The sequence below is a fragment of the Mesorhizobium atlanticum genome, from assembly GCF_003289965.1.
GTDB lineage: Bacteria > Pseudomonadota > Alphaproteobacteria > Rhizobiales > Rhizobiaceae > Mesorhizobium > Mesorhizobium atlanticum.
Genome location: NZ_QMBQ01000001.1, coordinates 946,582 through 972,384, shown reverse-complemented (window position 1 = coordinate 972,384; position 25,803 = coordinate 946,582). Strand labels below are relative to the sequence as shown.

The 25,803-nt window shown below is 62.6% G+C and carries 19 protein-coding genes; 11 read left to right on the top strand and 8 right to left on the bottom strand.

Features of this window, described 5'->3' with window-relative positions; translation table 11 throughout:
* Positions 1–16: 16 nt before the first annotated feature.
* The 6 genes from DPM35_RS04915 to DPM35_RS04890 form a co-directional block, all read right to left on the bottom strand.
* A complete protein-coding gene (locus tag DPM35_RS04915; RefSeq protein ID WP_181591932.1) occupies positions 17–1,765 on the bottom strand; it encodes a type I secretion system permease/ATPase in 1,749 nt (582 codons plus the stop codon).
* A gap of 703 nt (positions 1,766–2,468) precedes the next feature.
* The gene (locus DPM35_RS04910; RefSeq protein WP_112126150.1) at positions 2,469–3,752 is read right to left on the bottom strand and encodes a polysaccharide biosynthesis/export family protein; all 1,284 of its coding nucleotides are present in this window, start codon (positions 3,750–3,752) and stop codon (positions 2,469–2,471) included.
* Positions 3,753–3,977: 225 nt separating this feature from the next.
* Positions 3,978–5,198: a glycosyltransferase gene (locus tag DPM35_RS04905; RefSeq protein ID WP_112126149.1), complete on the bottom strand. Its 1,221-nt coding sequence runs from the start codon at positions 5,196–5,198 to the stop codon at positions 3,978–3,980.
* 187 nt (positions 5,199–5,385) lie between these two features.
* Positions 5,386–7,005: a nucleoside/nucleotide kinase family protein gene (locus DPM35_RS04900; RefSeq protein WP_112126148.1), complete on the bottom strand. Its 1,620-nt coding sequence runs from the start codon at positions 7,003–7,005 to the stop codon at positions 5,386–5,388.
* A gap of 306 nt (positions 7,006–7,311) precedes the next feature.
* On the bottom strand, positions 7,312–7,875 hold the full coding sequence (nusG, locus tag DPM35_RS04895) for a transcription termination/antitermination protein NusG (protein WP_112126147.1): 564 nt from the start codon (positions 7,873–7,875) through the stop codon (positions 7,312–7,314).
* A gap of 20 nt (positions 7,876–7,895) precedes the next feature.
* Positions 7,896–9,992 carry a GumC family protein gene (locus DPM35_RS04890; RefSeq protein WP_112126146.1) on the bottom strand — a complete coding sequence of 699 codons (2,097 nt, stop codon included), beginning with the start codon at positions 9,990–9,992 and terminating at the stop codon, positions 7,896–7,898.
* 430 nt (positions 9,993–10,422) lie between these two features.
* Between DPM35_RS04890 and DPM35_RS04885 the strand changes: the two genes are divergently transcribed.
* The 6 genes from DPM35_RS04885 (at position 10,423) to DPM35_RS04855 (ending at position 16,057) form a co-directional block, all read left to right on the top strand.
* On the top strand, positions 10,423–10,998 hold the full coding sequence (locus DPM35_RS04885; RefSeq protein WP_112126145.1) for a hypothetical protein: 576 nt from the start codon (positions 10,423–10,425) through the stop codon (positions 10,996–10,998).
* Positions 10,999–11,592: 594 nt separating this feature from the next.
* Positions 11,593–12,228 carry a Crp/Fnr family transcriptional regulator gene (locus DPM35_RS04880; protein WP_181591919.1) on the top strand — a complete coding sequence of 212 codons (636 nt, stop codon included), beginning with the start codon at positions 11,593–11,595 and terminating at the stop codon, positions 12,226–12,228.
* A 259-nt stretch (positions 12,229–12,487) separates the two neighbouring features.
* Complete coding sequence (locus tag DPM35_RS33265) at positions 12,488–12,733, top strand: invasion associated locus B family protein (RefSeq protein WP_425373341.1); 246 nt, start codon at positions 12,488–12,490, stop codon at positions 12,731–12,733.
* 215 nt (positions 12,734–12,948) lie between these two features.
* On the top strand, positions 12,949–13,476 hold the full coding sequence (locus DPM35_RS04865; protein WP_112126142.1) for an L-2-amino-thiazoline-4-carboxylic acid hydrolase: 528 nt from the start codon (positions 12,949–12,951) through the stop codon (positions 13,474–13,476).
* Positions 13,473–14,759 (top strand): Zn-dependent hydrolase, encoded by a 1,287-nt coding sequence (locus DPM35_RS04860; RefSeq protein ID WP_112126141.1) that lies wholly within the window; start codon positions 13,473–13,475, stop codon positions 14,757–14,759. Before DPM35_RS04865 ends, DPM35_RS04860 begins: the two co-directional genes overlap by 4 nt.
* A gap of 176 nt (positions 14,760–14,935) precedes the next feature.
* Positions 14,936–16,057 (top strand): PLP-dependent cysteine synthase family protein, encoded by a 1,122-nt coding sequence (locus DPM35_RS04855; RefSeq protein ID WP_112126140.1) that lies wholly within the window; start codon positions 14,936–14,938, stop codon positions 16,055–16,057.
* Positions 16,058–16,491: 434 nt separating this feature from the next.
* Here the strand turns inward: DPM35_RS04855 and DPM35_RS04850 are convergent, their stop codons facing one another.
* Entirely contained in the window at positions 16,492–17,610 is a 1,119-nt protein-coding gene (locus DPM35_RS04850; protein WP_112126139.1) for an NAD(P)/FAD-dependent oxidoreductase, read from the bottom strand.
* 102 nt (positions 17,611–17,712) lie between these two features.
* Between DPM35_RS04850 and DPM35_RS04845 the strand changes: the two genes are divergently transcribed.
* From DPM35_RS04845 to DPM35_RS04825, 5 genes are all read left to right on the top strand, one after another.
* Complete coding sequence (locus DPM35_RS04845) at positions 17,713–18,618, top strand: LysR family transcriptional regulator (protein ID WP_112126138.1); 906 nt, start codon at positions 17,713–17,715, stop codon at positions 18,616–18,618.
* Positions 18,619–18,707: 89 nt separating this feature from the next.
* On the top strand, positions 18,708–20,786 hold the full coding sequence (locus tag DPM35_RS04840) for a hydantoinase/oxoprolinase family protein (RefSeq protein WP_112126137.1): 2,079 nt from the start codon (positions 18,708–18,710) through the stop codon (positions 20,784–20,786).
* A 5-nt stretch (positions 20,787–20,791) separates the two neighbouring features.
* Positions 20,792–22,777 carry a hydantoinase B/oxoprolinase family protein gene (locus DPM35_RS04835; RefSeq protein WP_112126136.1) on the top strand — a complete coding sequence of 662 codons (1,986 nt, stop codon included), beginning with the start codon at positions 20,792–20,794 and terminating at the stop codon, positions 22,775–22,777.
* A complete protein-coding gene (locus DPM35_RS04830; RefSeq protein WP_112126135.1) occupies positions 22,774–23,076 on the top strand; it encodes a (2Fe-2S)-binding protein in 303 nt (100 codons plus the stop codon). The genes DPM35_RS04835 and DPM35_RS04830 overlap by 4 nt, the downstream gene beginning before the upstream one ends.
* A complete protein-coding gene (locus tag DPM35_RS04825) occupies positions 23,073–24,440 on the top strand; it encodes an FAD/NAD(P)-dependent oxidoreductase (protein ID WP_112126134.1) in 1,368 nt (455 codons plus the stop codon). The genes DPM35_RS04830 and DPM35_RS04825 overlap by 4 nt, the downstream gene beginning before the upstream one ends.
* 2 nt (positions 24,441–24,442) lie before the next feature.
* On the opposite strand, the gene DPM35_RS04820 is transcribed toward DPM35_RS04825, so the two are convergent.
* Positions 24,443–25,768 (bottom strand): NAD(P)/FAD-dependent oxidoreductase, encoded by a 1,326-nt coding sequence (locus DPM35_RS04820; RefSeq protein ID WP_112126254.1) that lies wholly within the window; start codon positions 25,766–25,768, stop codon positions 24,443–24,445.
* Positions 25,769–25,803: the final 35 nt, after the last annotated feature.

The window sequence follows — 25,803 nt, the reverse complement described above, 5'->3', positions numbered from 1 at the left end:
TGTGTCCTGGACGCCGTCAATTCGAAAGTCGGGGCGAGGCCGAGAAGGGCCGCAGACTTTCGGCCTTGACCTGTGGCGCCGGAAAGAGTTTCGGGAGCACGCTCTCCCGCATGCCGAACATCTGCATCTGTCCCTCTTTCATCACCAGCAAGAAATCCACCGCGGCGAGGATGTTCGGCCGATGCGCCACGATCGCTACGATGCCGCCGCGCGCCTTGATTCCGAGAATGGATTCGGCAAGCGCCATTTCGCCATCGACGTCGAGATTGGAGTTGGGCTCATCGAGGACGACCAGGAACGGATCGCGATAGAGCGCGCGCGCCAGGGCAATGCGCTGGCGCTGCCCGGCTGAAAGCGCGGTTCCGCCTTCTCCGATATGCGTCTGGTAGCCGTCGGGAAGATCGGTGATCAATTGATGCACACCCGCCGCTCGGGCGGCGGCGACAATAGCCTCCGGGTCCGATCCAGGATCGAAGCGGGCGATATTGGCGGCAACCGTTCCAGCGAATAGTTCGACGTCCTGCGGAAGGTAGCCTATGTAGCGGCCAAGGCGCTCCGACGACCACTGGTCGAGCGCGGCGCCATCCAGCTTGATGCGACCCGCCAGCGGTCGCCACGCGCCGACCAGCCCACGAACGAGGCTCGATTTGCCGGAGCCGCTTGGTCCTATGATGCCCAGTACCGAGCCGGCGTCGAGGCTGAATTCGACATCTTGCACGATGATGCGTTGCGTGCCCGGCGCGCCGATCGCGATACGCTCCACGGTCAAATTCGAACTGGGCACAGGAAGGGCCATCGGCTGAGCGCCTGGCGGCAATCGGGCGAGCAACTTGCTCAGCCTGTTCCAGCTCTGGCGCGCGGCAACGAAGTTGCGCCAATGGGCGATGGCGAGATCGATAGGCGCCAGCGCACGGCCGGCGAGGATGGAGCCGGCAATGATGACCCCGGACGTCGCCTCCCCCTGGATCACCAGCCAGGCCCCCACACCCAGCATTGTCGACTGGAGCATCAACCGCAGGGCGCGGGCTAAGCTGCCGAAGCCGCCGACGATATCGCTGACACGCTGTTGTTGCGTAAGATGTTCGCGGCTTGCTTCACGCCAAAGGTCGTGCAGTCGCTGGCCCATGCCCATCGCCGCAAGCACCTCCGCGTTGCGGCGACTGGCCTCGGCGAAGCCGTTGCGCCGCACACCGGTCAGAACCGCGGCACCCAGGGGTTTGCGGGTAAAGACCTCGGTCGCGGCGGTCAGCGTCATCAATACGATCGCGCCGCAAATAGCGGTGATGCCGAGGATCGGATGAAGGCTCCAGATGATCGCCATGTAGAAGGGCAGCCATGGAAAGTCGAAGAGCGTGCTGGGCCCGGGGCTCGACAGGAATGCGCGGATGTTGTCGAGATCGCGCTGCGGCTGAAGCCCGTCGCCTTGCAGGCCGATGTGCAAAGGCAACCTGGAGACGGCGGTGAATACGCGCCCGCCGACCGCTTCATCCAGTTCCGTGCCGATCCGAACCATGACGCGGCTGCGCACGAGGTCGATGACTGCCTGCCCGACAAACAGAACCGCCGCCAATATCGCCATCGCTATCAGAGTCGGAACGCTGCGGCTCGGCAGCACGCGATCATAGACCTGCAACATGAACACGGCGCCGGTCAGCATGAGAATGTTGCTGACGCCACTGAAAGCCGCGACGCCCGCGAACGCTACCTTGCAGGAGCGCAACGCACAGGCCAGTTCCGAACCAGGCACCGGCTGGGTGTCGCCCACCAGGGATTGAGTACTTGCACTCGCCAATATGATCGGCGAGCCCCCCCTCCGCTTCCGTCTTGTTCTGTAGGCGGCCGCCGCCAGCGATCCCAGAGCGACAACCGCCAGCCAGACCGGGAGAGCGTCCAGACCGGCCAGCGAGGCCAGTGGACGCCCATCGGCAAAGTCGAGCCCATCAGGTACCAGATCGACCCAACGTCGCGCCATCGCGGCCAGCCGGCCGGAATCAAGGTTCGGGAGAGACGCGCCTCCAGCCAGGGCGATAGCGAGGCAGATCAGGATGACACGGGGAATGCGCGAACGCACCTTGGGGGGGCGCCGCGGGGTGCGACGTGGCGTCTTACGGCGTGCCGGCGCGTGAAGAAAGCTCAGCCGCCTTTGCTCTCTTTTGGCATGGATATGCAGCCTGCGCAGATGCCTCCCCAAGGCGATCAGTGCTGCGCCCAGGGCTGCCATCGAAATTCCGACGATGAAGTCATGCCCACCAAGACCTGTTGCCAGCCCGATAGAGGCAAGCCGACCGGAAAGATCGACGTTCGAAGGTTTCAATGGCGTACCGGCTGAGCCGAATGTTTCGAAAATGTTCCGGTGGATGGACCAGGTCAGCCCACTCAGAAGCGCAATGAACCCCAGGGCCTTGCAGAACGTCGGCAGCAAGCCTGAAGCGAAGCTCTGCCTGGGATAGCGGGGCATGCGGTAGCGCCTATTGGCCGACGATGCTGGGCTGAACCGAAGCTTGCCCAGGTGGCAGCATTGTTGTTCCGGACGTGTCCGGCGCGTAGAAGCCCTTGTTGGCTACAATCGAAACCTCGATGACATCGCCCGCTCTTACTTCGGTATTTTCGTCGGCGGCGATATCGTGAGCTGCCTTCTGGTCGCGCCTGAAGATCGAGATCTTCACGGACCCATGCAAGTCGTCGAAGGTCCTCTGGTCGCCATATGTGAAGATAAAAAGAAGCTTATCGGCGACGTATCTTATCTGGCTTTGAATCTTCCCCAATTCGACTTCGGTGTCCTGGGTTTGCGTGATGAGGTCCATTTCATGAGTTTGATGCTTCTTTCGCAATTCACTTTCCGCGTTCAGCATCTCCTGCTGCACCTGTGACTGCTGAACCTCGGTCTGCGCAAGTTCGGCGCGGTAGCTGGTATGTGCCCTTTCAGCCGTCTCGACATTTGAGTTCGTGATCAATCCTTTTTGCCGCAGTGCTCGCGCGGATTGCAGTTCATCAAATTGGAGACTGGCTGTTTTTTCTCGTTCTTTGCGCGTTGCGGCAACCATGTCTGCCTGCTTCCTGGCACGGCCGAGCGAGGCCTCAAGGAAGGAAACATCGTCTCGGTAGGCGGCAAGGCGCGCATCCAGCTGCGCCTGTTCGGCCGCTATGATGTCGGCAATCAGGTGTCCGCCAAACTCGATCGGTGGATCCGGCGGGGCTGTAAAGGTTGTGTCCTGTCGACTTTCCGCCTGCAGGCGGGCGAGCCGAACCTTGAGCCGATACTCGTCAATCGCCAGGTTCGAGCGCGTGCTGCGCAGGTCGGCTATCTGTAGGGCCGGTTCGGTATTTCCCGCGATCGTGGCCCGGAAGCCGCCTGCAATGGCGAGTGCGTGGCGAACAGTTATGCCGGGTTGAAAGGGATACGATCCGGGACGAGCCACCGTTCCCGAAATGAAGAAGGGCCGGTACTGGCCGACATCCACTTTGACGAACGGCTCGAGGATGAGCTTCTGCTGCCGAAATGCGTCCCGAATGGCCTGGGAAAGGGCAACCGTGGTGAGGCCTCGCGCCTGAATATCCCCAAGCAGGGGAAGCGATATCGAGCCACGATCATCGACAGTCACTTCCAGCGGATAGGTGGCCTCGCCGACCACTGACACGCGCAGGACGTCGCCGGTATCCAGAGCATATCCATCCGCATGGGATGCAGCTGAAGTGAGCAGAATAAAGGCAATGGCGAGGCTACCAATCATTGCGAGCGCGCGGCCAGCCATGGCTAAGAATCCTGGAAATGGACGTCGGCTCCAACCCCTTCCTGTGAGAGGCTTCGGCGGACATTGTTGGTCGGAACGCAAACGCATCGTCGGTACTCCGGTTGTCTTGCCTGCCGTCAGGATCAATCGACATTCGTCGACAGGAGCGAGACTGAAGGGCAATCGTGGATTCGAGAAAAGGAAGCCTTGGAACGTCGCGCGATCCGTCGGCGGAGTGGACGCTCGTCAAAATCCGTGCAGCCCCAAGGGTTGCTTGGCCAGGCTGTCGCGAATTCGGGTATCGTTTGGCCGGGCAGCTATAGGAGCTTGCTCCAGCACGGACCGATAAACCTGCTCAACGCTTTCGCACATGGCATCCAGTCCCCAGGACGAAAGGTCGGTTAGTCTCGCGCCGCCAGCCAGTCGATCGCGATAGGGCTCATTCTCGAGGAGATCGGCGACGGCGGTCGCTGCGGCGCCCACGTCTTCGGCTGGCGCAACGATTCCGTTGACGCCATGCTTCACGACCTCTTCCACTCCCGGCAGATGCGACACCACGCTCGCTCGGCCGCCGGCCAGATACTGCATCATGACGCGGGGCAATCCTTCTCGCATCGACGCCAGCACACACACATCCGCCAGGCTGATCAGTCGTTCGGGTTCGTGATGGTAGCCGATCATGCGAATGTTGTTTGCGAACGGGGATCGTTCAATCGCCGATTCGACGGCGGGCCGCGCCGGCCCTTCGCCTGCCAGCAGCAGTCTTACGTTCGGAATTCGCTCGACCACCTGCCCAAACGCTTCAATGAACTCGACGTGGCGTTTTCTCGGTTCAAGTGCGGCCAGCATCAGCACCACCGGCGGCTTTGGCTCTCCGGCAGCAGTTCCAAGCAGCAGATGCGGTTCCTGTGGCCATCGCGCATTCGCGAAGCGCGCCAGATCGAAGCCGGAGTGAACGACATGGTGCTGATCGGGGCTGCCCAAATGATTGGCGAGGCAGATCTCGCGCATGCCTTGGCTGACATCGATAAAGGCGCGGGTGAACTTCGCAGCGAGGCGTTCGGCCGTCAGATACATCAGCCTCTGCGCGCTGCCAACGTGCACAAAAGGCAATATGTGCACGCCATGTATGATGGCTGGGATATTGGCTTGCCTTGCGGCAAGGCGGCCGACGATGCCGGCTTTGCTTTGATGCGTGTGCACGATGTCTGGTTGCCAATCGCGCATGAGGCGGACGAGCTGCCCGAATGCAAAAACGTCACGGGGCGGCGAAATCGAGTTGATGAGCTTTTCCAGCGTCACGACCCGGAGGGCTCCGGCAACGGAGGCTCGCAAGCCCGGGTCGAATTCCTCGCCATGAACCAACAGCACTTCATGGCCATGCCGTGCCTGCGCGAGACAACAGGCCAATGTGTTTTCTTCGGAACCTGCCCGAAGCAGTCGGGTAAGCACATGAACGATCTTCATTGCCAATACCTCAGGGAGATGAAATCCGGCGGAAGGGCGCTTAGGCAGGCATTCGGACTTGGGAGTGCCTTCGGCCTACCCACGCGTGGCCGCGATCGCCCAAGCCTGGGCGAGCTCGGAAAGGGCTGGTGGTTCGCGTTAGTAGTGGTGGATGAGGTGCCGGCGGTCTGAGCCGCCCGTTCCGTCCCTAAAGAGACAGCCAGATATGCCTGAACAATTCCTGGTTGACCGCCTCCAGGCTGCCGTTTGCGTCAACCGTTCGAATGTCTTTGTCCTGTGCTCGCAACTCAGCCATCAGCGACAGGCGCGCATCGAACGCCTCTCTCTTGATTTCTCCAGGCTTCCGCAGCGCGGAGACGGCAAAGTCGGAAACCAGGTGCAAAACAAGGTGTGGCCGGCATCCCGCCATTTTTTCATAGAGTTTCCGCTCAAGCCGGGCGAGAGCCGACAGGCCCGGTATGGAGAATAAGTGCGGCGGGATGGTCGGACCGTCTAAATATCCGCTGCGCTGCGCCTGTGGCCACCTGTCGCAAATGACGATCAGGCCGCGCGTTGCCCATCGATGCGAACGCTTCACGACGGCATATCGTTCAAACGCAATCAAGACCGCCCACAACGCCAACGCCGTAGCGGCAACTCCTCCTTTGGCCCGATCTCGACGGGATGAATCCCTGCCGTCGTCATGAGCCAAGGACTTCAGGCGGCGCCTGTGAGGAAAAACCAGATTCTGCAGCCCCTTGCGCAACCACCATCCGCTGCCATCGCCGATCCCGACATAGGCTTGCGCACAACCGAATTTCCATCGAAGTATCTGTGTCAACCGGCGAGCCTGAGTGCTCTTACCCACGCCGTCAGGACCTATCAGCGCCACCACAAGCCCGCCGGCCATAGGCCGTCTTTTTGGCGGAAAGCTGCCGGGCATCAGCCGCTGAAGGAGCCTCAGGGCGAGATATGAGCTCTTGCGCACAAGATGGACGGCGCCATCGGCGACCCCATATCGCCCGGTGAAGCCATCCTTTTCCCGAATCGAACGGCGCAGACTGGCAAGATCGCCTCGATGGGCGACCAAAGTGTCGGCGGTTTGCCGGAACCGGCAGATGACCGTTCTGCCGCCGCCAAATGGATACTCCACGACATGCAGGCCTTGCCCGTCGGACGCAAAAGGCAGGCGTGCCAATTGGTCCTTCCAACGATCGCCGACGATGACCCATCGCCTCCACGTGAGCGTCCAGGCCCGAAAGGCGAGCCGGGCAATTGCTATTCGAATCTCGTCTTCTGCAGAGACGACGGGAACGGGCACGCCGTCGACATGAATCGGTTCCCATCGCGCGATCGCCGCATAATCGAATGCCAGATAGCGCTTACGAAACTCCCGGCCGACCCGCACACCGATATGCATGTCGAGATGGAGATAGCGGCCACACGAGAAGTCAGGCAGGAACCAGTCTTCCCGGCCTGCGCATACATTGTCGTAACAGGACAGGCTCACGCTGCGACGGCCGTGCAACTGACTGACAATCGAGCAGAAGACCGAGTAGTCGCTTTTGTCCAAAAGGACGTCGAGATCGTCTCGGCCGGCAAGTCCGTCCGGCAGGGATGAGAGATCCTGAATTATTCCGTACTTCAGGCCGGCTTCATTGAGTGCTCGAAAAAAGGCCGCCGCAATCGGCAGGGCCGCCACCGTCTCGAACGGACGTAAGTGGGCCATTCCGTCCGTTTGAGACGGCCCTGTATTCGACGAGCCTAGGCCAGGCGCCCTGGCCGGCGCCGAGGCATCCGCCCACGGCGCCAACGCGTCAGCCGTCATTCTTGCCTTGGCTCCCAAGGATCCGGGACGATATTGCCGCGGCTGCGGGCCAGCCCGAAGCTCTGCGGCTCCCACCGGGCAGTCGCCGCCTGGTTTGGATTTGGTTGAAGGTTGCAAGAGGTTTCCCGTAGTTGATTGCCGCGATCGTCGTTCACCGGCCATTCCCAACGCCGGTCATCAAGCCCGGATAAAGCCTTTCAAGCTGCCGCACCGAGGGTGAATTGAGCGCCAACTCATCACTCCCTGCCGGATGGTTTCGGCGTCTTTCGTATGAAAATAAATAGTAAATGAAAACAATATATAAAACTAAGAAACTACTGACAGATTTTCTTGATCAATAACGATTGGAATTGAACTATTCATAATGTCAAGAAGAATTCTCACCGCACCAGATTTTCCAACTCGGTCTAGGATACCAAGTTGATCCGCAAACGGCCCTCGGACGATCCTGATCGTCTGACCTGGAATCAACAATATGTCCGGATGCAAGATTCCGTCGTTGTCGGTTGCCGATATCAATGATTCCACGACACCGTGGGGTGCCGGTATCGGCAATCCGTTGCTCATGATCAGCCTTCGGACGCCGACGGTTGAATTGATCGGGTACCATCTCTGCTGACGAACAGCCAACGAGACGAACAGATAGCAGTCGAAATATGCACTGCAGACAGTCCTGACACTGCGCGCGTGCCGCACAGTCTGCTTTCGCTTGGGCAAATAGGTTCGAAAGTTCTGCGATTGCAAGTGCCGCTCGGCCAGGTTCTCGGAATGCTGGTGTGTCTGAACCACAAACCATCGCGCGGATTCACCGTTGTGAATTCTTGGTGCTGGCGCCGGAGGCGGTTCGCGATGTAATTCAGAGTTTATCATGTTATAATATTTCTTCTCTTCTAATTTAGATAGTAACTATCCGAGACGCTGCTTTCGAGCGACGTATAACGGCCATATTTCGGCAGCTTTGGCTCGTCCACCATTGTAAGAGCGATACCCGCAATCTTGGACCGGCCGCCAAGATGTCGAATTCCCTCGGCAACGGCCTCGCGTGAGGTTTCACGCCACTTCACGACAAAGACGACTTTGTCGACATGTCTGGACAGGATCGAGGCGTCGGCCGCCGGTCCAACAGGCGGCGCGTCAATGATCACCGTGTCGAATTTTCCTCGAAGTTCATCGAGGATCGAGCCCATGCGCGCCGAAGCAAGAAGCGCAGGCGGGTTGCGGGTCTTGGCGCCGGCGGGCAGCAGCGAGATCCCTGAGCGTTCATCCCGGTGAATTGCGTCGGCGGTCTTGACCGGCAAAGTCAGCAGGTCGACCAGTCCGACCTTTTCCGTCATGCCGAAGAAGGTCGTGGCGGCTCCAAGGCGCAAGTCCGCATCGATGACCAGAACCCGTTCGCCGTCGGCCGCGGCAGAGCAGGCCAGGCTTAACACCAAAGTTGTCTTTCCTTCGCCGGGCATCGCCGATGTCACCAGCATGAGTCGCGGTGAATGGTCCTCTTCCGGGGTGGCCTCGACGCCCAGGCGGAGCCGTCGCATTGCCTCGCTGTATCTGGATAGCGGTTTGCGTTCGAGATAGGCCACGGGTTGGGCTTGGGACTGTGCGTCTCTCGACCAACCCGACATTTTTGGCACGGAGGCGAGAACCGGAACGGCCAGCTCCTCCTCTATCTGCTTCTTTGCCATGAAGCCGGAAGCGAAAAGTTCACGAAGAACGGCGCCGGCGCCTCCGAACAAGACGCCAAGTACCAAACCCAGAGCCGCAAAAAGCGTCCTGTTCGGGAAGCTTGGCCCAAGAGGAGGAGATGCGTTGGTGATCACGTGTACGCCGCTATTGAGGAGAGTGGACTTTTCCTCGGTGAGCTTGGCGCGTGACAGGAAGGTTTCAAAAAGGTTCTGGTTCGCGGCGGCGATCCTCTCCAGATCGCGCAACTGGACGCCGACCTGACCTTCGGCCTCGGACTGGTTGGATACCGAACCCAAAGCCCGAGCCAGCGCTGCCTCACGGGCCTCGGCGGAGTCGACTTCGTTCTTCAGATTACCGATAAGCCGCTGGACCTCGGCTGCAATCTGTCCCTCGATATCTCGCCGCTCCGCCTCTGCCGATGAGACGTCGGGATGTCGTTCGCCGTATTTCAACCGCAGGTCGGCTTCCCGCCGGCTCACCACGGAGAGCTGAGCACGAAGTGCGTTGACCACAACGGATTGCAACACGTCGGGCATCGATTGAATGTCGCCTCCGCTGCTCAGCAATTTGTCGACTTGCTGGTACTGCGCCCGCTTCGCGGACAATTCGGCACGCGCGTTTATCAGCGCGATATTCAGTTCGGACAGCTGCTGATCGGTCAGACTGCCAGCCTGAGTCGTCAGCAAATTGTGATCGGCCCGGAATTTCTGGACGGCTTCTTCCGAACGGCTGAGCTCCGCCCGCAGGTACGCGGCCCGGTCGCTGAGCCATGTCGAGGCCTTCTGGACCCCTTCATAGCGGGACTTCATCCGATCAGCGACATAGGCCTGGGCGATTGCATTCGCGAGGGTTGCCGCCTTTTGCGGGCTGTACATGGTCACGTCGATCTCAATGACGTTCCCAAGCCCGACACGAGAGACTACCAGCGCTCCTTGCAGCCATGTCAAAGCCGCCGGCCCGATCTTGGGATCTTCCGTCAGTTTCTCGCTATCGACGACCTGCTGAAGAAGCGAGGCCGATCTCAGGACTGCAAGCTGGCTTTCGATGAATGTTGGATTGTCTGAAAAATCGGAATTGGAATAGTCCTGAGGGGTCATGTAGTCGCTCGGGGCGTCAAGCAAGATTTGAGCGACGCCCGTATACGAGGTGGGAAGCGTATAGGCGGCAACTATGAATAGACCTAACGTGGCTGCTCCAATGGCGCAGCCAAACTTCCATCTCCGCAGAAAGAAGTCGAGGATCTCCCTGACGTCGAGCGGTATCAATTCTCGGGTCATGGTCGGATTGTCGGTTGAACTAGCCATTCCAAATCCTTGCGAATCGGCAATGCAACTCCCGCCCTTTCAGCGTCGGCTGAATGGCCTTCATTTCAAATTGTTCGGGCAGTTAGTTGTTCAGCGCGCTCTCAAGTGCCTGAAACGCAAAGGTTCGTGCCCCGCCGTCCGGCATGTCCAAATCGCTCTTCCCACTTGCCCACGGATATCGCCGCCATTCGCAAACATATCAGCTTCGCGGACACACCCGCCATTACCATTATTGAGTAGTAACTCGGCTAAAGGTCGATCTGGTCTACCCGATAGATTTCCAGAGGTTTTTGGGACGTGAGCCAACACCTTCCGGGCTCACCCCGGGAGGTCTACAACAGCGCTGGCGGCATACGGGCAGGGAGGGCGTGCGCGTCTCGAGAGCGAGAAAGCGGACAGCTTCGTTTGTCTCGGCGAGTCTGAGGTCGATATGGACACGTACGGCGAATTCGGTTTGGGTCTTCTGGATTGGATGGCGAATAGGTCGGGAGCCCTTCTGGTGCTGTTGGCGACCTTGCCATTGACGCTTCTTCTGAAGCAGGGCCGGTTGCTGGGCTACAGTGCCCTTGCCGTATTTGGCGGAGCTGTGACGTTGATTTTGCTCGGGGTCGAGAGCCTCGCAGGAGCATTCATTGTCAATCTGGCGAATACCTTGCTGCTTTCCATTGCCTTGCATTCCACCCGAAAGCGATTGACGCAAATGGAGGTCAGCCTGGCGTCGGTTGTTGCGACCGTCGGCGAGCTGGAGACCGCCGAGGAGAGACGACAAACTTACAGCGCCAAGCGTTCCTCTACCTCACGGGTTCACCAGCGCCGGAAGCCGGATGCCGGAACAGTGGAGCAAATTGGCGCAACGGCGAGTCTCGCAAGAGAGGCGCCGATGGTCCCCGGTCCGCCTTGGCAAGAACTGCAAGTGCTCGATTTGCGGCAAGACTCGGCGGTTCTAAATGCTGTTCGCCCCGCAAGCCGCAATCCCGCCTCCAGAAAGAACCTGCGCAGGAGTTGACGGTTGGAATTGGTTCGAGCCGGCCGCAAAAGGTCGCGGCGACGGTATGGGCGTAGCTAGCCCCGAAGGACAAGATCGAGGGCGGCGACTATTTGCCTTGTGGTTTGCCCTAGGCGAACCACGGGCAAGGCCCGGTCAAGCTCGCCCCAGTCGATCGGGAAGGAGCGTCGATCGGGAAGGAGCGTTGTCGGGCCGGCATGGCCGGCGATACTTGAGCCTCGGTCCACCACGATCTGGGCAAATGTCTTGGATGCGGTCTTTCGAATGTGACAGCCCTGGAGCGGAGTTGAGGCGAATGCGGCCGCCCATCTGCCGGTCGAAGACCGGTCGCGAGGCGATGATATTTCGAGAACCACCGGTGGCCGGCACTGGCCGTCTGCTCGGCTCATCATCCTCAGGATGGCAGGACCCTATCCAAAAGTGGTAGAGTGCGACAGCGCTTGGAAGATATCTTTGATGGAACTTTCGGCGTAGTTGTTGTACATCTACAGCTTCAGGTTGATCGGGTGAGTTGTTTCGTGGATGGGCTTATCAAGGCAGGTCGCTGGATTTGAGCGGAGACCCACGCTTGCTGATGCAAGTTGGGAAAGGGTAGTGTCGGAGTTACCGGGAGCTGTGCGCCGCTCGTACCCGGCCAATGCAACGATCGCGCGCGAGTATGTGGCGAGATCCTCCATTCTGGTCATAACTGCCGGCTGGGCGGCATTTGCCAAGATGCTGCCGAGCGGCTCGCGCCTGATCGTCGATTTCGCGCTCCCTCACGAAATTGCCTTGATCGAATTCGGCGGAGAAGTGAGCGAGACCGTAACGGCCCTGTCTGAGGTAAAAACGATCGAACTGGCGGGTCCTATTCGGTCTTTTTTCTCGTCCTATCCGCAGCCCATTTGCGAAGCGGTGCAGCAGGCTCAGGCAAGTCGATATTCGAGGGTTGCGGAACACCTTGCAGGGGTCAGCCGCAGAGGAACCGTTGAGCGAACGGCCCACCTTCTTCTCGAACTGGCCTGCCGCGCACATCGATCGGCAACGAGTTTTCCGGACCGCTTCGAATGCCCGCTGAACCAGGCCGAACTTGCCGACGCGTTGGGACTTTCGGCTGTGCATGTGAGCCGCGTGTTGAAGGAATTGCGTGAGAGGGGGCTGGCTTCATTCCGCAATGGCGTGGTCGAGTTGCATGACCATGTGGGACTTATCGAAACAGCCGGATTTGATCGGTCCTACATTTCGAGCTGACGTCCATGAAGCTGCGCCGGAGCCCACGCCCGGGCCGCTGCGGCCGAGCTAGCAGCCATCTCCAGAGACGCGCGTTCGAACCAATCAGCGGCGAGATGATCCGGGACGATAGGGGAAATTCGGCCCACAAAAATACCAATGGATTCAATATCTCGTCGACATCCCTCCGGACTTCGAGTTTCTTAGGGTTGCATCCTGGCAAAGGGCCGCGGCCCCCCCCCACTTTCAAAATTATTCCCGTGCGGAATCAATACTTACGTTGCGATCAGGGTGTGACGCTGCAGATCGACGACGGCGTCGTGCTTCCGCCGCTCCGGTTCCGCACTTGTCTCCCAGGGGCTGTGTCGTCGACCTGAGCGTCGACAGCGGGACTCTGGCGGCTCTGCGCAAGGGCAGCAGCTTGAAGGTCAAGGTGGTAGCGGACGGCGGCAAGGAGACGAATCTGGCACTCTCGTTGAAAGGGTTCCCAAGCGCGCTCGACAAGACCACGGCGCTCCTTCAGTAGACATTTGCAAGGCAGATCTCCCGTGAGGTCCAAGCGTCGCGTTAAGTTGTGGCCGGCTTCGTCGAGGCGGCGATCGGCAAGCCCGCGGTGACCAGCAACCAGGCCCTGGCCTGGAGCGCGCTTCGAATGGCGGGGAACACGCGAACCGTACGCGGTGCGGGGCGCCTTTGGTTGAAGTAGCGGCGACTCTGTTCCGCTTCAAACAGGAGAAAGTCATGACAGACAAGAACGAACGCCCGGACTCCAGAGCCGCCATGGACGGCGAGATCGGCATTCTCGCGCGGCGCAGGATCGAGGCGGGCATCATCGCGCCGATTTATAAGGAAATGCGCGAGCAGATCGGCGAGGAAAAGGCTCAGTCCATCCTGGATAGCGCCATTCGCAAAGCCGCGATCAAGGCCGGCAAGGATTTTGCTGCCAAGACGCCCGGTGGTACGTCGCTGCGCACCTTCGAGGAATTGCAGGATCTGTGGACGCAGGATGATGCCCTGGTGATTGATGTGACCAAGGCGACGGACGAGGAGTTCCACTATACCGTCAAGCGCTGCCGCTACGCCGAGAGCTATCACGAGATGGGTCTCGGCCATATCGGTCACCTGCTGTCTTGCAACCGCGACGGCGTCTTCTGCACCGGTTACGACCCGCGCATCACGCTGGAGCGCACCCAGACGATCATGGAGGGCGCGTCCCATTGCGATTTCAAGTATCGTTTCCACAAGTCCCCGCAAGGGAACGCCGAATGACCAACGCTTTGCAATCGATCGAAGCCGTGTGTTCACTCTCCATCGATGCCGACCGCCTATGGTCGGATATACTCGGCACCGCGCGTTTCGGCGCCTTTGGCGAGACGGGCATGAACCGCTTGGCGCTGAGCCTGTCCGACGGGCAGGTGCGCGGCTGGTTCGAGGCGGAATGCCGGGCATTCGGCTGCACCGTCGAGATCGATCGCATTGGCAATATTTTTGCGACCTTGCCTGGTTCGGAGCCGAACCTCGCCTCAATTGCTGTCGGTAGCCATCTCGACACTCAACCGGGTGGCGGGCGCTTTGACGGCATTCTCGGCGTGCTTGCGGGAGTCGAGATCCTGCGGGTGTTGAAGACCTCGGGTAAGCAACTGCGCCACCCCCTCACGATCGTCAACTGGACCAACGAGGAGGGTTCCCGCTTCTCCCCTGCCATGATGGGATCGGGTGTGTTCTGCGGCGTGCATGATATCGAAGTCGCCTACGCCCGCATGGACAAGGATGGGGTGACGGTAGACGAGGCACTGGAGGCGATAGGTTATCGCGGTGAGCATGCGCCTGGCTATCTGCCGATGGCGGCCTACCTGGAACTGCATATCGAGCAGGGGCCCGTTCTGGAAGCCGATGGAAGTGCCGTCGGCATCGTCACAGGCGTACAGGGCCTGCGCTGGCTGGATATCCGCATAGGCGGTACGGAGGCTCATGCTGGCGCGTTCCCGATGCCACTGCGCAAAGATGCGCTGGTCCCGGCGGCGAAGGTGATTCTCGCCTGCGAAAGCGTGGCCTTGAGGCATACGCCTGGCGTCGCCACTGTCGGCTATGCCCATGTCGCCCCCAATTCGCGCAACGTCGTTCCCGGTGAAGTCCGGCTTGAGGTCGACATGCGCCATCCCGAAGAGAGTGGACTGGCGGCGATGGAGAGAGACCTGACGGAGGAGATCGAGCGGCTTGCGCCGGGCGCGGAGGTTTCCGTCGTTTGGCGCAAGGCGCCGGTCGTGTTCGATGCGGCGCTGCGTGGAGTGATCCGCCGAGCGGCCGCGGAGCTTTCGCTGTCCGCTCTGGATATGGTCTCCGGCGCCGGCCACGATGCGGCTCACCTCGCTGGCAAGGTGCCAACGGCGATGATTTTTGTCCCGTCGCGCGAGGGGCTGTCCCACAACGAGCGCGAATATTCTACGCCGCAACAATGCGCCGATGGTGCAAACCTGTTGTTGCGTAGCATGCTTCACGCTGACGAGCTTTTCGATATTCAGCCCGAAATGGACTCCAACGATGTCTTCTGATCCTATGGGCCTCGTGGCGGCGGCCGAGCTCAACGCCGGTCCCGACGGTCGATGCACAAGCTGCTGCCGGCTGCGCCCGCATCCTGTCCGGCTCGCGCCGCTTTGAGGTATCCGGTTGGCGGAAGCACGAGTGGGGGGAAATCGAAGCGTCCATTGCGCCTGGGAGAGCTTGAGGTATGAGCACGACTGCGACTCCGCTGCAGCTGGAACCGATAATCTCGCTTGATTGCGCCGAAAGAGCCTGGGCCCGCAACGCAGTCGGTATTCTCGAAGGCGACGCCCGGCGCTCGGCGGACACACACCTCCTCACCCCTGTCTTCAAAGGGCTGAAGGGCATCTCCGTTTATCTGAAGGACGAGAGCACGCACCCTACCGGTAGCCTGAAACACCGGCTGGCGCGTTCCCTCTTCCTATACGGCATCTGTAATGGACGGATCCGCAAAGGCACCACACTTGTGGCAGCTTCCTCGGGATCGACCGCCGTCTCCGAAGCGTATTTCGCCGACTTGCTCGGGCTGCCGTTCATCGCGGTTATGCCGCGCAGCACCAGCCAGACGAAAATCGGAGTCATCGAGCGTTTCGGCGGCCGCTGCGCCTTTGTCGACAGCCCGGCGGAAGTCTATGAAACGGCCGCCCGCATTGCCGCCGAGACGAACGGCCATTATCTCGACCAGTTCACCAACGCCGAGCGCGCCACCGACTGGCGCGGCAACAACAACATCGCCGAAAGCATTTTCGGACAAATGGAGGGCGAAGCCCACCCGGTGCCCGCCTGGGTGATCATGAGTGCGGGCACCGGCGGTACTTCCGCAACGATCGGCCGCTACATCCGCTACCGCAATTTCGCGACCCGGCTTTGTGTGACGGATGTGGAGCATTCGGTTTTTTACGATGCCTGGAAGAACGCTGACGCCGATGCGACCTGCGCCGTTCCCTCCCGTATCGAAGGGGTGGGCAGGCCGCGCGTCGAACCCTCTTTTATTCCGACGGTCATCGACCACATGATCAAGGTGCCGGACGCCGCCTCGATCGCCGCCGCGCATGTTCTCTCCGACCGCCTGTTCCGCCGCGTTGGCGCCTCGACCGGAACGAACTTCTTCGGGCTGCTCTCCATCGCTGACAGCATGATCAAGGAGGGGCACCAGGGCTCGCTCGTCACCCTGGTCTGCGATAGCGGCGACCGTTATGACGGCACTTACTTCAACCCGGATTGGCTCGCCCAGAACGGCATCGACATCGCTCCCTGGTGTCGCGCGATCGAGACCTTCCTGGATACCGGAGCGTTCAACGTGCCCTGATCTCTACGGCTTCTGTTTGATGAAGCACCCCTGAAACGGTTTCGTGTCGTGGCCGTCGTCGCGGCTATCGGCGGCGTATCCAGCATATCGAAGGCGCTGAGAACGTTTAGATCATCCACGATGTGAATGGTTGTAGATCGTGAATATCAGGCACAAGCATGTCATATGCGCCGCGACGGCTTTGCTTCGCTGAATGCACCTTGCCCAAGAATGTTCGATTCTTTCGGTCACTAGCACGCGTCGCATCTGGCAGACGCGATCTGCGGCCACATCCCGGATCGAGTAAGGTGCTTTCGAATGGCGCGAGCGCTGTGGCGTAGAACGGCGTGCACAAAGGCGTGTCTGCCTATGTCGGCCGCTGCGGTAGGCTCTGGCGTTTTTTGAAACGGTCACTGCCAGTGGCCTGGGGACGCCAATCGCAATCGATCGCTTCGTCAGGCTGCGGGTGCGAAGCGATCGATCCTGAAATCGTCGAGCGGCGTTTCGCAGCGGCCGGTCGTCATTAGTTCCGCCATGGCGTCGCCCACGCCCGGTCCGAGCTGGAAGCCGTGCCCGCAGAAGCCGAAAGCGTGGAAGAGGCCCGGCGTCGTCGCCGAGCCTCCCATGACCGGCAGCATGTCGCGCACATAGCCCTCGCAGCCGGACCAGGTGCGGATGACCGCGACCTTTGCGATCGTCGGCAACAGCCGCGCTACGGCGCGCAATTGCACCGGAAGGCGCATGGGATCGGCCTTCGCATGGCCTGGATCAAGGTCCACCGGCACTCTTTCGGCCGCGCCGCCAAAGACGATGTTGCCGCGCTCGACCTGACGCAGATAGGCGCCGTAACCCTTGTCGCGTGTCCAGATGCCGACCACGGGCAGGATCCGGTGCGGCAGCGGCTCGGTCACGCCCATTTGCGGGCCGCGTGCGTCGAGCGGCACCGTTTCGCCGAATTGCGCGGCGACGCGCGCGCCCCAGGCGCCGGCGGTGTTGAGCAGGCATTCGGCGGCGAACGAGCCTTTCGAGGTGGTGACAAGGAAGCCGGAGCCGGTCTGCTTGATCGTCTCGACTTCGGCGTTCTCGACGATCCCCGCGCCCAGCTTGCGGGCGGCGTCGGCAAAGGCCGGCGCGATCAGCCGCGGATTGCCGCTGCCGTCATCCGGCGAGAACGACGCCGCGATCGCTTCAGGACCGAGGCCGGGAAACCGGGAGCGGATTTCGCGCGAGCCAAGTTCCTCCAGCTCGAGCCCCCAGGGCCTGGCGGCTTGAGCGTAGGCCCGCATGTCGGCAAGACTTCCCTCATCGAAGATCAGTCGGATGTGGCCGGTGGCGCGGAATTCGACGTCGCGGCCAAGCATCTTTTCAGCCTCGCCCCACAGGCTGAGCGAGCGGTGGGCGAGCGGAAGCTGCGACAGATGACGCCCGGTGCGCCGGATGTTGCCGAAGGAGGCGACTGTCGCGCCGGCGCCGATCCGATTGCGCTCGATCAGCGTCACGCGCGCGCCGCGCTTGGCGAGGAAATAAGCCGAAGCCGTCCCCATCAGGCCGCCGCCCAGCACGATCACATCCATAGTCGTTCCTTGATCCTTGAATGCATCCATCTTGTCGGCGCCGCGGCATTGCGTCAAAGATGGGTTTTGGCAAGACCCATAAGCTTTACCTATGGAGTGGCAATGCGGGCCCGGCAGCTCGAAGTGTTCATCGCCGTCATGCGCGCCGGCACGGTGACTGCCGCGGCGCGCATGCTGAACATCTCCCAGCCTGCGCTCAGCCAGATATTGCTCCACACCGAGGACGAGCTAGGCTTCACGCTGTTCGAGCGCGTGAAGGGGCGGCTGCGGCCAACCCCGGAGGCGCTTGAACTCTTTGCCGATGCCGAAAGGCTGTCGGCGGGGCTCGACGGCCTCCGCCGCAAGACCACCGACCTCAGGCTGGGTCGGACCGGACTGGTGCGCGTGGCGGCTTCGCCGCCACCGGCCATGGCGATCTTGCCGCGCGCCTTCACCGCATTCCGGGCGCAGCATCCCAATATTCTGCTGCGTTCCCATAGCGCGCCGATCGCCGCGATCGTCGACATGCTGCGTGCCGGCGATGCCAGCCTCGGCGTGGCCTTGGACGACCGTCTGCCGCCCGATATCGAGGCTGAGGTGATAGGCAGCGTCGGTTTCGCCTGCCTGCTGCCCGCCGGGCATCCGCTGCAGAGGAAAACCGAGCTGACGCTGGCCGACCTCGTCGGCGAGGAGCTGATATCCTACCGCGGCAACACGCGTCCCGCCGACGAACTGGCCCATGCGGCCCGCGCGCAAGGTGTTGCGCTTTCGCCATCGCTGGAGATCGATGTCTCCATCTCCGCGGTTGGTTTCGTCCAGGCTGGCCTCGGCATTGGTCTGGTCGACGCGCTGCTGCCTTGGCAAAAGTTCTCCGGGCTGAGCGTCAGGCCGCTGGCCGCCGGGCCGGAATTCCCCATCGCCTTGCTCATGTCGCGCGCCCGGGCCCTTTCGCGAGCCGACGAGATCATGCGCGACGAAATCCGCACGGCCTGCTCCGATTTGCTTGGGGAGCATCGCGCTAAGGTATAAGCAAGACTTATATCCTTGCCCCTCATCCATCTTGGACCCTGACTACCCGCTCGTGCCAGCTTTGGTCGGCAGACAGGAAGGGACGCATTATGGACGGTGCCATCACGGTGGACGAGGCGCGCAGCGAGGCCGATTGGAAGATCGGCGTCGACATCGGCGGGACCTTCATCGATTTCTGCGCGCTCGAAGCGCGTTCCGGCCGCCTGGCGTCGCTGAAGGTGCTGACGACGCCGGACGATCCGGGCGCCGAGCTAATGACGGGCCTCACGCTTCTCGCTGAACGCGAGGGCTTCGATCCCACCCACATGACCCGTTTCGTGCACGGCACGACCGTCGGTATCAACACTATCATCCAGCGCAAGGGCGCGCCGCTCGCGCTGTTCACCAATGCCGGCTTCGAGGACGTCATCGAACTGGCGCGGCTGCGCATGCCGGACATGTATTCACTGTTCTGCTCACGCCCGGATCCGCTGATCTCGCGCGATATGGTGTTCGGTATTCCGGCCCGGATGCGTCCCGACGGCAGCGAGTCCCAGGCGCCGGATATGGCGGCGGTGGAAAGGTCGGTGGCAGCGGCGAAAGCCAACGGCGCGCAAGGGATCATCGTTTCCTTCCTCCACGCCTGGCGCAACGGCGCGCAGGAAGCATCGGTGAAGTCGGCGATCGCTCGCCTTGCGCCCGAGCTCTTCGTCTTCACCTCGGCCGAGGTCTGGCCGGTCATCCGCGAATATGAGCGCAGCTCGACCGCCATTCTCAACGGCTATGTCCATCCGCGCGTCTCGGGCTATCTGACGGCGCTGGAGGAGCGGTTGAAAGGCCGCGGCGTGCCGGCCCGGCCGATGCTGACGAAATCGAATGGCGGGCTGATGAACGCCGCCGAAGGCAAGCGCGCTTGCGTCAACATGCTGTTATCCGGAACGGCTTCCGGCGTCATCGGCGCCTCGTGGCTGGCGCGTCAGGCCGGTGAGGACAAGATCCTTACCCTCGACATCGGCGGGACCTCTGCCGACTTCGCGCTCATCATCGGCGGCGAGGCCCAGTTCGGCACGGGTGAACTGATCGGCGAGTTTCCGCTGCATATCCCATCGGTGTCGGTGAGCTCGATCGGGGTCGGCGGCGGCTCGATCGCCAGCGTCGATACGCAAGGGGTGCTGCGCGTCGGGCCGGAGTCGGCGGGCTCGACGCCGGGACCGTCATGTTACGGTCGCGGCGGCACGCAGGCGACAGTAACGGACGCGATGGTCGTCTGCGGATGGCTCGGTCACAGCGAGATGGCCTATGGTCAGCTCACGATCGACGCCGGACTGGCGCATCGCGCCGTTGGCGAACTCGCCGCCAGGCTAGGGCGCACGGTCGAGCAGACCGCGCAGGCGATCCTAGACATCGCGGTGTCGGAAATGTTCGTCGAGGTCGAGAAGCTCGCCTCGAGGGCCGGCGTGGACCTGCGCGATTTCACGCTGATGCCCTTCGGCGGCGGCGGCCCGATGCTGGGCGCCTTCCTTGCCCGCGAGCTCGGCATGAAGCGCGTCATGGCGCCGCGCCGCCCGGGAGTGGTCTCGGCGCTCGGTGGGCTGGTGGCGGACCTGCGTGGCGACTTCATCCGCACGATCTTCAGTCCGCTGTCGGCAGCGTCGCTCCCCGCCGTGCGCGAGGCCTTCGAGGCGCTCGCGCGAGAGGGCCGCGACTGGCTTGCAGCCCAGGGGCATGATGCCGCCGCTGAACTCAATTTCTCCTGCGATATGCGCTACATCGGGCAGAGTTATGAGATCGAGGTCGTGCTGTCTCCAGAATGGCTGGGGGAGGGCGGCGCGGAGGCAATCGAGCAAGCCTTTCACCGCACCCACGAGCAGCTCTACGACTTCCACGATCCCCAAGGCGAAATCGAGCTTGTGAATGTCCGCCTGTCGGCGATAGGCGCGGGGCCGGTGCTCTCCTTCCCGGAAGCCGACGAGATAAACGCTCAGGCCAGTCCGGCGCGCCGGCTCTCGGTCTACACCGGCCGAGCCGTTGAGACCGTCGACCTCTACGACCGGCAGACCTTGGTGCCCGGCAGTACGTTCCTTGGGCCCGCCGTGGTGGTGCAGGAAGACACGACCCTCGCCATCCCCGCCGGAACGCGGGCGCGCGTCGACCGCCACCTCAACCTCCTTCTGACCTTCGCGGAGTGACGCCCTTGTTCGATCGCACGAACCTTCAGGTCCTGGCCAACCATGCCCGCGCGGCGGCCGAGAACATGGCGCACACCCTGCACCGAACCGCCCATTCGGCCTTCGTCAAGGAGACGCAGGACTTCACCGTGATGCTGATGGACCGTTCGGGCGCGACCTTCGCCGTGCCGATGGAACTCGGCGCCACCTGGTATCCGGGCCTTTCCTATCACCGCGCGATCGCGATGGTGGATGATTATCGGCCGGGCGACGTCGCCTTCACCAACGATCCCTATTCAGGCCATGTCGCCACGCACGCGCCCGACACTCATCTTTGGAAGCCGGTGTTCGTCGACGGGGAGATCATCGCCTGGACCGGCGGCCATATCCACAACACCGATATGGGTGGTGCGGTGCCGGCTTCGCTCAGCCGCGCACTGACCGAGATTCATCAGGAAGGCATCCGCTTTCCGCCGATGAAGCTGGTGCGCGAGGGCGTCTTCGACGACGCGATCCTGCGGATCATGAGCACCAATGTGCGCAAGCCCGACCTCAATATCGGCGACATCAAGGCGCTGGTCGGCGCGCTCAACACCGGCGAGCGTAAGATCCAGGCGATGGTGAAAAAGTTCGGCACGGCCGGCTTCGTCGAAGGCGTCGCCGCGCTTCTCGATCACGCAGAGGCGCAGGCGCGCGAGGTGTTGCGCGCCATGCCCGACGGCACCTGGGAGTTCGCCGACTATGCCGACGAGGATTCGGTCGAAGCCAACCCATGCCGGCTGAAGCTGAGGCTGACGATCAAGGACGACGAGGCGGTGCTCGACTTCACCGGCTCCGATCCGCAGCTCGGCTCCTCGCTCAACGTCCCTTCGGGCGGCGATCCGCGCCACACCATGCTGCTCGTCGGCGTCTACTACGTGCTTTACACGCTGAACCCGAAGATCCTGCTCAACACGGGCCTTACCCGACCATTTACCTGCATCACGCCGCAAGGGTCGGTGCTCAACCCGGTCCATCCCGCCGCCGTCGGCATGCGCTCGCTCACCTGCGCGCGATTGCGGTCCGTCATCTTCGGGGCCTTCTCGCAAGCGGTACCCGAACGCCTGCCGGCGGCGCCTGCGGGCAACAACTGCATCGTCAATGTCATGACCACCGACGAGCGCACCAGCCGCAGCGTCATCGCGGCGGTGAACCCTGTTGTGGGCGGCGGCGGCGCGATGCCGCATCGAGATGGCACCAATGGATCGGGCGCCGATGCCGCCTATCTGAAGAACACGCCGATCGAGATCACCGAGACCGAGACGCCGGTCGAATTCGTGAAATACGGGCTCGCCCGGGACAGCGGCGGCGCGGGCCGCTGGCGCGGCGGGCTTGCGACCGAGATGGCCTTCCGCGTCTTTGCGCCGGACTCACGGATCACGGCGCGCAACCGCGATCGCAGCTTCTTCCGCCCGTGGGGCGTGCTGGGCGGCAAGGCGGCCGGCTTGTCCGACATGGTCATCAATCCGGGAACCGAGCACGAGCGGCGGCTGGGAAACATCGACACGGCGGTGCTGCAGCCGGGCGACGTGCTCGAGATCCGCTCCGCCGGTGGCGGCGGGCGCGGCGATCCGCATCAGCGCGAGCCTTGGCGGGTCGCGCAGGACGTGCGGCGTGGCTATCTCACGCCGGCAGCGGCAGAGCGAGACTACGGCGTCGTCTTTTGCGACGGCGAGGTTGACGAGCAGGCGACGAACGAATTGCGCGCACGGCGCAAGCCGGCCGCCGGTCATTTTCATTTTGGCCCGGAGCGCGAAGGCTACGAAGCGCAGTGGACGCCGGCAGCCTATGACCGGCTCCACGCCGTGCTGGATGCTTTGCCGATCCACTGGCGGTTCTTCGCCAAGACGGAGATTTTTCGGCGCATGAAAGGGCGCACCGGGCCGGAGGGTGTCCAGGCCGCCTTTGATGCGGTCTGCGAACGCTTTCCCGAACTGCCGCGTCCGAAACCGGTGCGAGAGGCCGCGGAATGATCACCGCCGGTCGCATCGTCCGGCTGGCCGAGCGCGACCGGGCGGAGGTACAGTTCTTTCTCGACGGCGAGAAGCGCTCAGCACTTGCCGGCGATACGGTGCTGACCGCGATGCTGGCTTCAGGACACGCATTGCGGAGTTCCGAGTTCGGACCTGAGCTGCGCGCCGGCTTTTGTCTAATGGGAGCCTGCCAGGATTGCTGGGTGTGGCAGGAGGAGGGACCACGCCTGCGGGCGTGTTCCACGCCTGTCACTGAGGGCATGTGGTTGCGCACGACGCCCCCGGAGAGCTGGCCGTGAGTAGGCCCTCATCGCCGAAAATCGTGATCGTCGGGGCCGGTCCCGCCGGCATAAGGGCAGCAGCAACGCTGGTCGCAGCCGGACTCCATCCGGTGGTGATCGACGAAGGCCATCGCGCCGGTGGGCAGATCTATCGCCGCCCGCCGGACGGGTTCGTCCGCACGCCGGAACAGCTCTATGGGTCGGAGGCAGTGAAGGCGCAAGAACTGCATGCGCTCTTTGACCGGCTGACCGAAGAGCGACAGCTCACTTATCAAGCACACAGCTCCGTCATTGCCGTGCATCAGGGGCGGCTGCATGTGCTGGGCGAGGGCGGGGTGCAGGTGATCAGCTACGACCGCCTGGTTCTTGCCACCGGCGCGTCCGATCGCATCGCTCCGGTCCCAGGCTGGCAGAACGCCGGCGTCTACAGCCTCGGCGCGGCGCAGATCGCGCTCAAGGCGCAGGGCGTGGCGCTCGGACGGCGCGTCGTTCTCATCGGATCGGGACCTTTGCTGACGCTGGTCGGCGCGCAACTCCTCAAGGCCGGAGCCGACGTGGCGGCGGTGCTGGATACATCCTCGTGGCGCCGGCAGATGAGGGGATTCCCTGGACTCGCGGCCCGGCCGATCGTTGCGTTGCGCGGTCTGGCCCTAAGGGCGCGGCTCGGTGGCCGCTATCATGCGGGCGTGACGCTGGAGCGCATCGAGGCGAACGCGTCGGGCGTCATTGCGATGCGCTGGCGCGATGCCGGCGGATGGCAGCGCATCACCCCATGCGACATGGTCGGCATGGGCTGGCACTTGCGGGCGGAGACGCATCTGGCCGATCTGGTCGGATGCGTCTTTGCCTATGACGAGCAGTGGCAACAATGGCTGCCGCAGACCGACGCGATGGGGCGGGCCGGCAACGGAGTCTACCTTGCAGGTGACGGGGCTCGTCTCATCGGCGCGGATGGGGCGGAGATCGCGGGGCGTCTCGCGGCCGTGGCATGCCTCAAGGATCTCGGGCATGCGGCATCTCCCGTCCAAGCTGACCTGCGCAAGCTGACGCGACTCAAGCGTTTTGCCTACGGCCTGGCTCGTGCCTTTCCCTGGCCGGCCGAGATGGTGCGAACAATGCCCGACGACGCGATCGTCTGCCGCTGCGAAAATATCACTGCCGCAGCCGTGCGCGAGGGTGCGGATTTCGGCGGCGGCGAGGCCAACAGGCTGAAGTCGCTTTCACGCGTCGGCATGGGGCGCTGCCAAGGGCGCTATTGCCACTTGGCGGCCGTCGAGCTCGTCGCGGCGCAATCCGGATGCGCGTCAAGGGATGTCGGTCGGTTTCGCGGGCAGGCGCCTGTTCGGCCGGCGCCCGTCGGCGCCTTTCTTCGGGAGGACTGATGCTAGAAGTCGGCGACCTTGCCCCAGGACGAAGCGTCGAAGCGCCGTGGATCATAGGATTTCGGATCGACGATCGGCTTCGCCCCGGTCACCAGGTCGGCGACGAGGTGCCCGGCGCCGGGGCCGATGCCGAAGCCGTGTCCCGAAAATCCGGCAGCCAGGAAAAAGCCTGGGACGCAATCGATCGCGCCGATGGCCGGCACGCCGTCCGGCGTGCTGTCGATATAGCCTGCCCAGGCAGCACTGATCCTGGTCTTTCTGAGATCGGGCAGAAGTTCGAGCGCGCGGGCATGCGTCAGGCGGATGGTCGACTGATCCGGAGTTGGATCGAGGATGCGCATGCGCTCCATCGGCGTCGGCCGGTCGAGGCGCCAGCGTTTCAGCGTTTCGTGGCCCGAAAGCGCGCCTTGCAGGCCGCCGGGCGCGAGGCTGCGCCACCGCTTCAGGAACATAGGCAAAAATTGCGAAGAGAAGCGCAGTTGCTGCGGCGTCACGTCGACGCGCCCGCGTCCGCTGATCGCGAGCGTATAGCCGCCGTCGCCGCGGCGCGTGACCGAGATCTTCGCCGTGTGCAGCGCATCCGGCAGGCCTTCGGCGCCCGGCGAGACCGACATGATCGAAGAGCGGATCGACGCTTGCGGAAAGCGGAAGCCGAACTGCCGGCAAAAGGAGGACGCCCAGGCGCCGCCGGCCATCACCGCCAATTTCGTCCGGATGGTTCCGCTTTCGGTGACCACGCCACTCAGGCGCCCGCCCTCGGTCTCGATGCCACGCGCGGCGCAATTCTGGTGCACGGTGCCGCCGAGCTTCAGAATGGCGCGGGCGACCGCGGGCGCGGCCCGCGACGGGTCGGCGGTGCCGTCGGTCGGCGAGAAGACGCCGCCCTTCCAGGTTCGGCCCGTGGCGCGGCCCCGCTCAGTGGCCTCGGTCGTGTCCAGCATATGCGTGGTGACACCGGCGGTTCTGGCGAAGTCGCGCCAGCGCGCCCAACCGGCCACTTCCGCCTCGTCATTGCTGAGGTAGAGCAGGCCGCAGCGGCGAAAACCGGTGTCCTCGCCGGTCTCCGTCGAAAAGCGCTCCCACAGATCGAGGCTATGGGTCGCCATCGGCAGCTCGCGGGCGTCGCGGTTCTGCTGGCGGCACCATCCCCAGTTCCTCGAGGACTGCTCGGCGCCGATGCGCCCCTTTTCGACGAGCGCCACCTTCATGCCGCGGCGCGCCAGGCAATAGGCCGCGAAGACGCCGACGATACCGCCGCCGATGATCACCGCATCGGCGGATTGCGGCAGTTCGCCAGATGTCTCGATTTGCTGCAGCGGCGCGCGCATGATCCTCTCTGCCTTGAAGCGCCAGTTTATCGCGT

Bases quoted from the DNA above. Each gene is read 5' to 3' on its own strand.
- DPM35_RS04855 (WP_112126140.1), top strand. From the start codon at position 14,936: ATGAGCACGACTGCGACTCCGCTGCAGCTGGAACCGATAATCTCGCTT.
- DPM35_RS04820 (WP_112126254.1), bottom strand. From the start codon at position 25,768: ATGCGCGCGCCGCTGCAGCAAATCGAGACATCTGGCGAACTGCCGCAA.
- DPM35_RS04840 (WP_112126137.1), top strand. From the start codon at position 18,708: ATGGACGGTGCCATCACGGTGGACGAGGCGCGCAGCGAGGCCGATTGG.
- DPM35_RS04910 (WP_112126150.1), bottom strand. From the start codon at position 3,752: ATGGCTGGCCGCGCGCTCGCAATGATTGGTAGCCTCGCCATTGCCTTT.
- DPM35_RS04845 (WP_112126138.1), top strand. From the start codon at position 17,713: ATGCGGGCCCGGCAGCTCGAAGTGTTCATCGCCGTCATGCGCGCCGGC.
- DPM35_RS04830 (WP_112126135.1), top strand. From the start codon at position 22,774: ATGATCACCGCCGGTCGCATCGTCCGGCTGGCCGAGCGCGACCGGGCG.
- DPM35_RS04885 (WP_112126145.1), top strand. From the start codon at position 10,423: ATGGACACGTACGGCGAATTCGGTTTGGGTCTTCTGGATTGGATGGCG.
- DPM35_RS04865 (WP_112126142.1), top strand. From the start codon at position 12,949: ATGACAGACAAGAACGAACGCCCGGACTCCAGAGCCGCCATGGACGGC.
- DPM35_RS04890 (WP_112126146.1), bottom strand. From the start codon at position 9,992: ATGGCTAGTTCAACCGACAATCCGACCATGACCCGAGAATTGATACCG.
- DPM35_RS04905 (WP_112126149.1), bottom strand. From the start codon at position 5,198: ATGAAGATCGTTCATGTGCTTACCCGACTGCTTCGGGCAGGTTCCGAA.
- DPM35_RS04860 (WP_112126141.1), top strand. From the start codon at position 13,473: ATGACCAACGCTTTGCAATCGATCGAAGCCGTGTGTTCACTCTCCATC.
- nusG (WP_112126147.1), bottom strand. From the start codon at position 7,875: ATGATAAACTCTGAATTACATCGCGAACCGCCTCCGGCGCCAGCACCA.
- DPM35_RS04850 (WP_112126139.1), bottom strand. From the start codon at position 17,610: ATGGATGTGATCGTGCTGGGCGGCGGCCTGATGGGGACGGCTTCGGCT.
- DPM35_RS04900 (WP_112126148.1), bottom strand. From the start codon at position 7,005: ATGACGGCTGACGCGTTGGCGCCGTGGGCGGATGCCTCGGCGCCGGCC.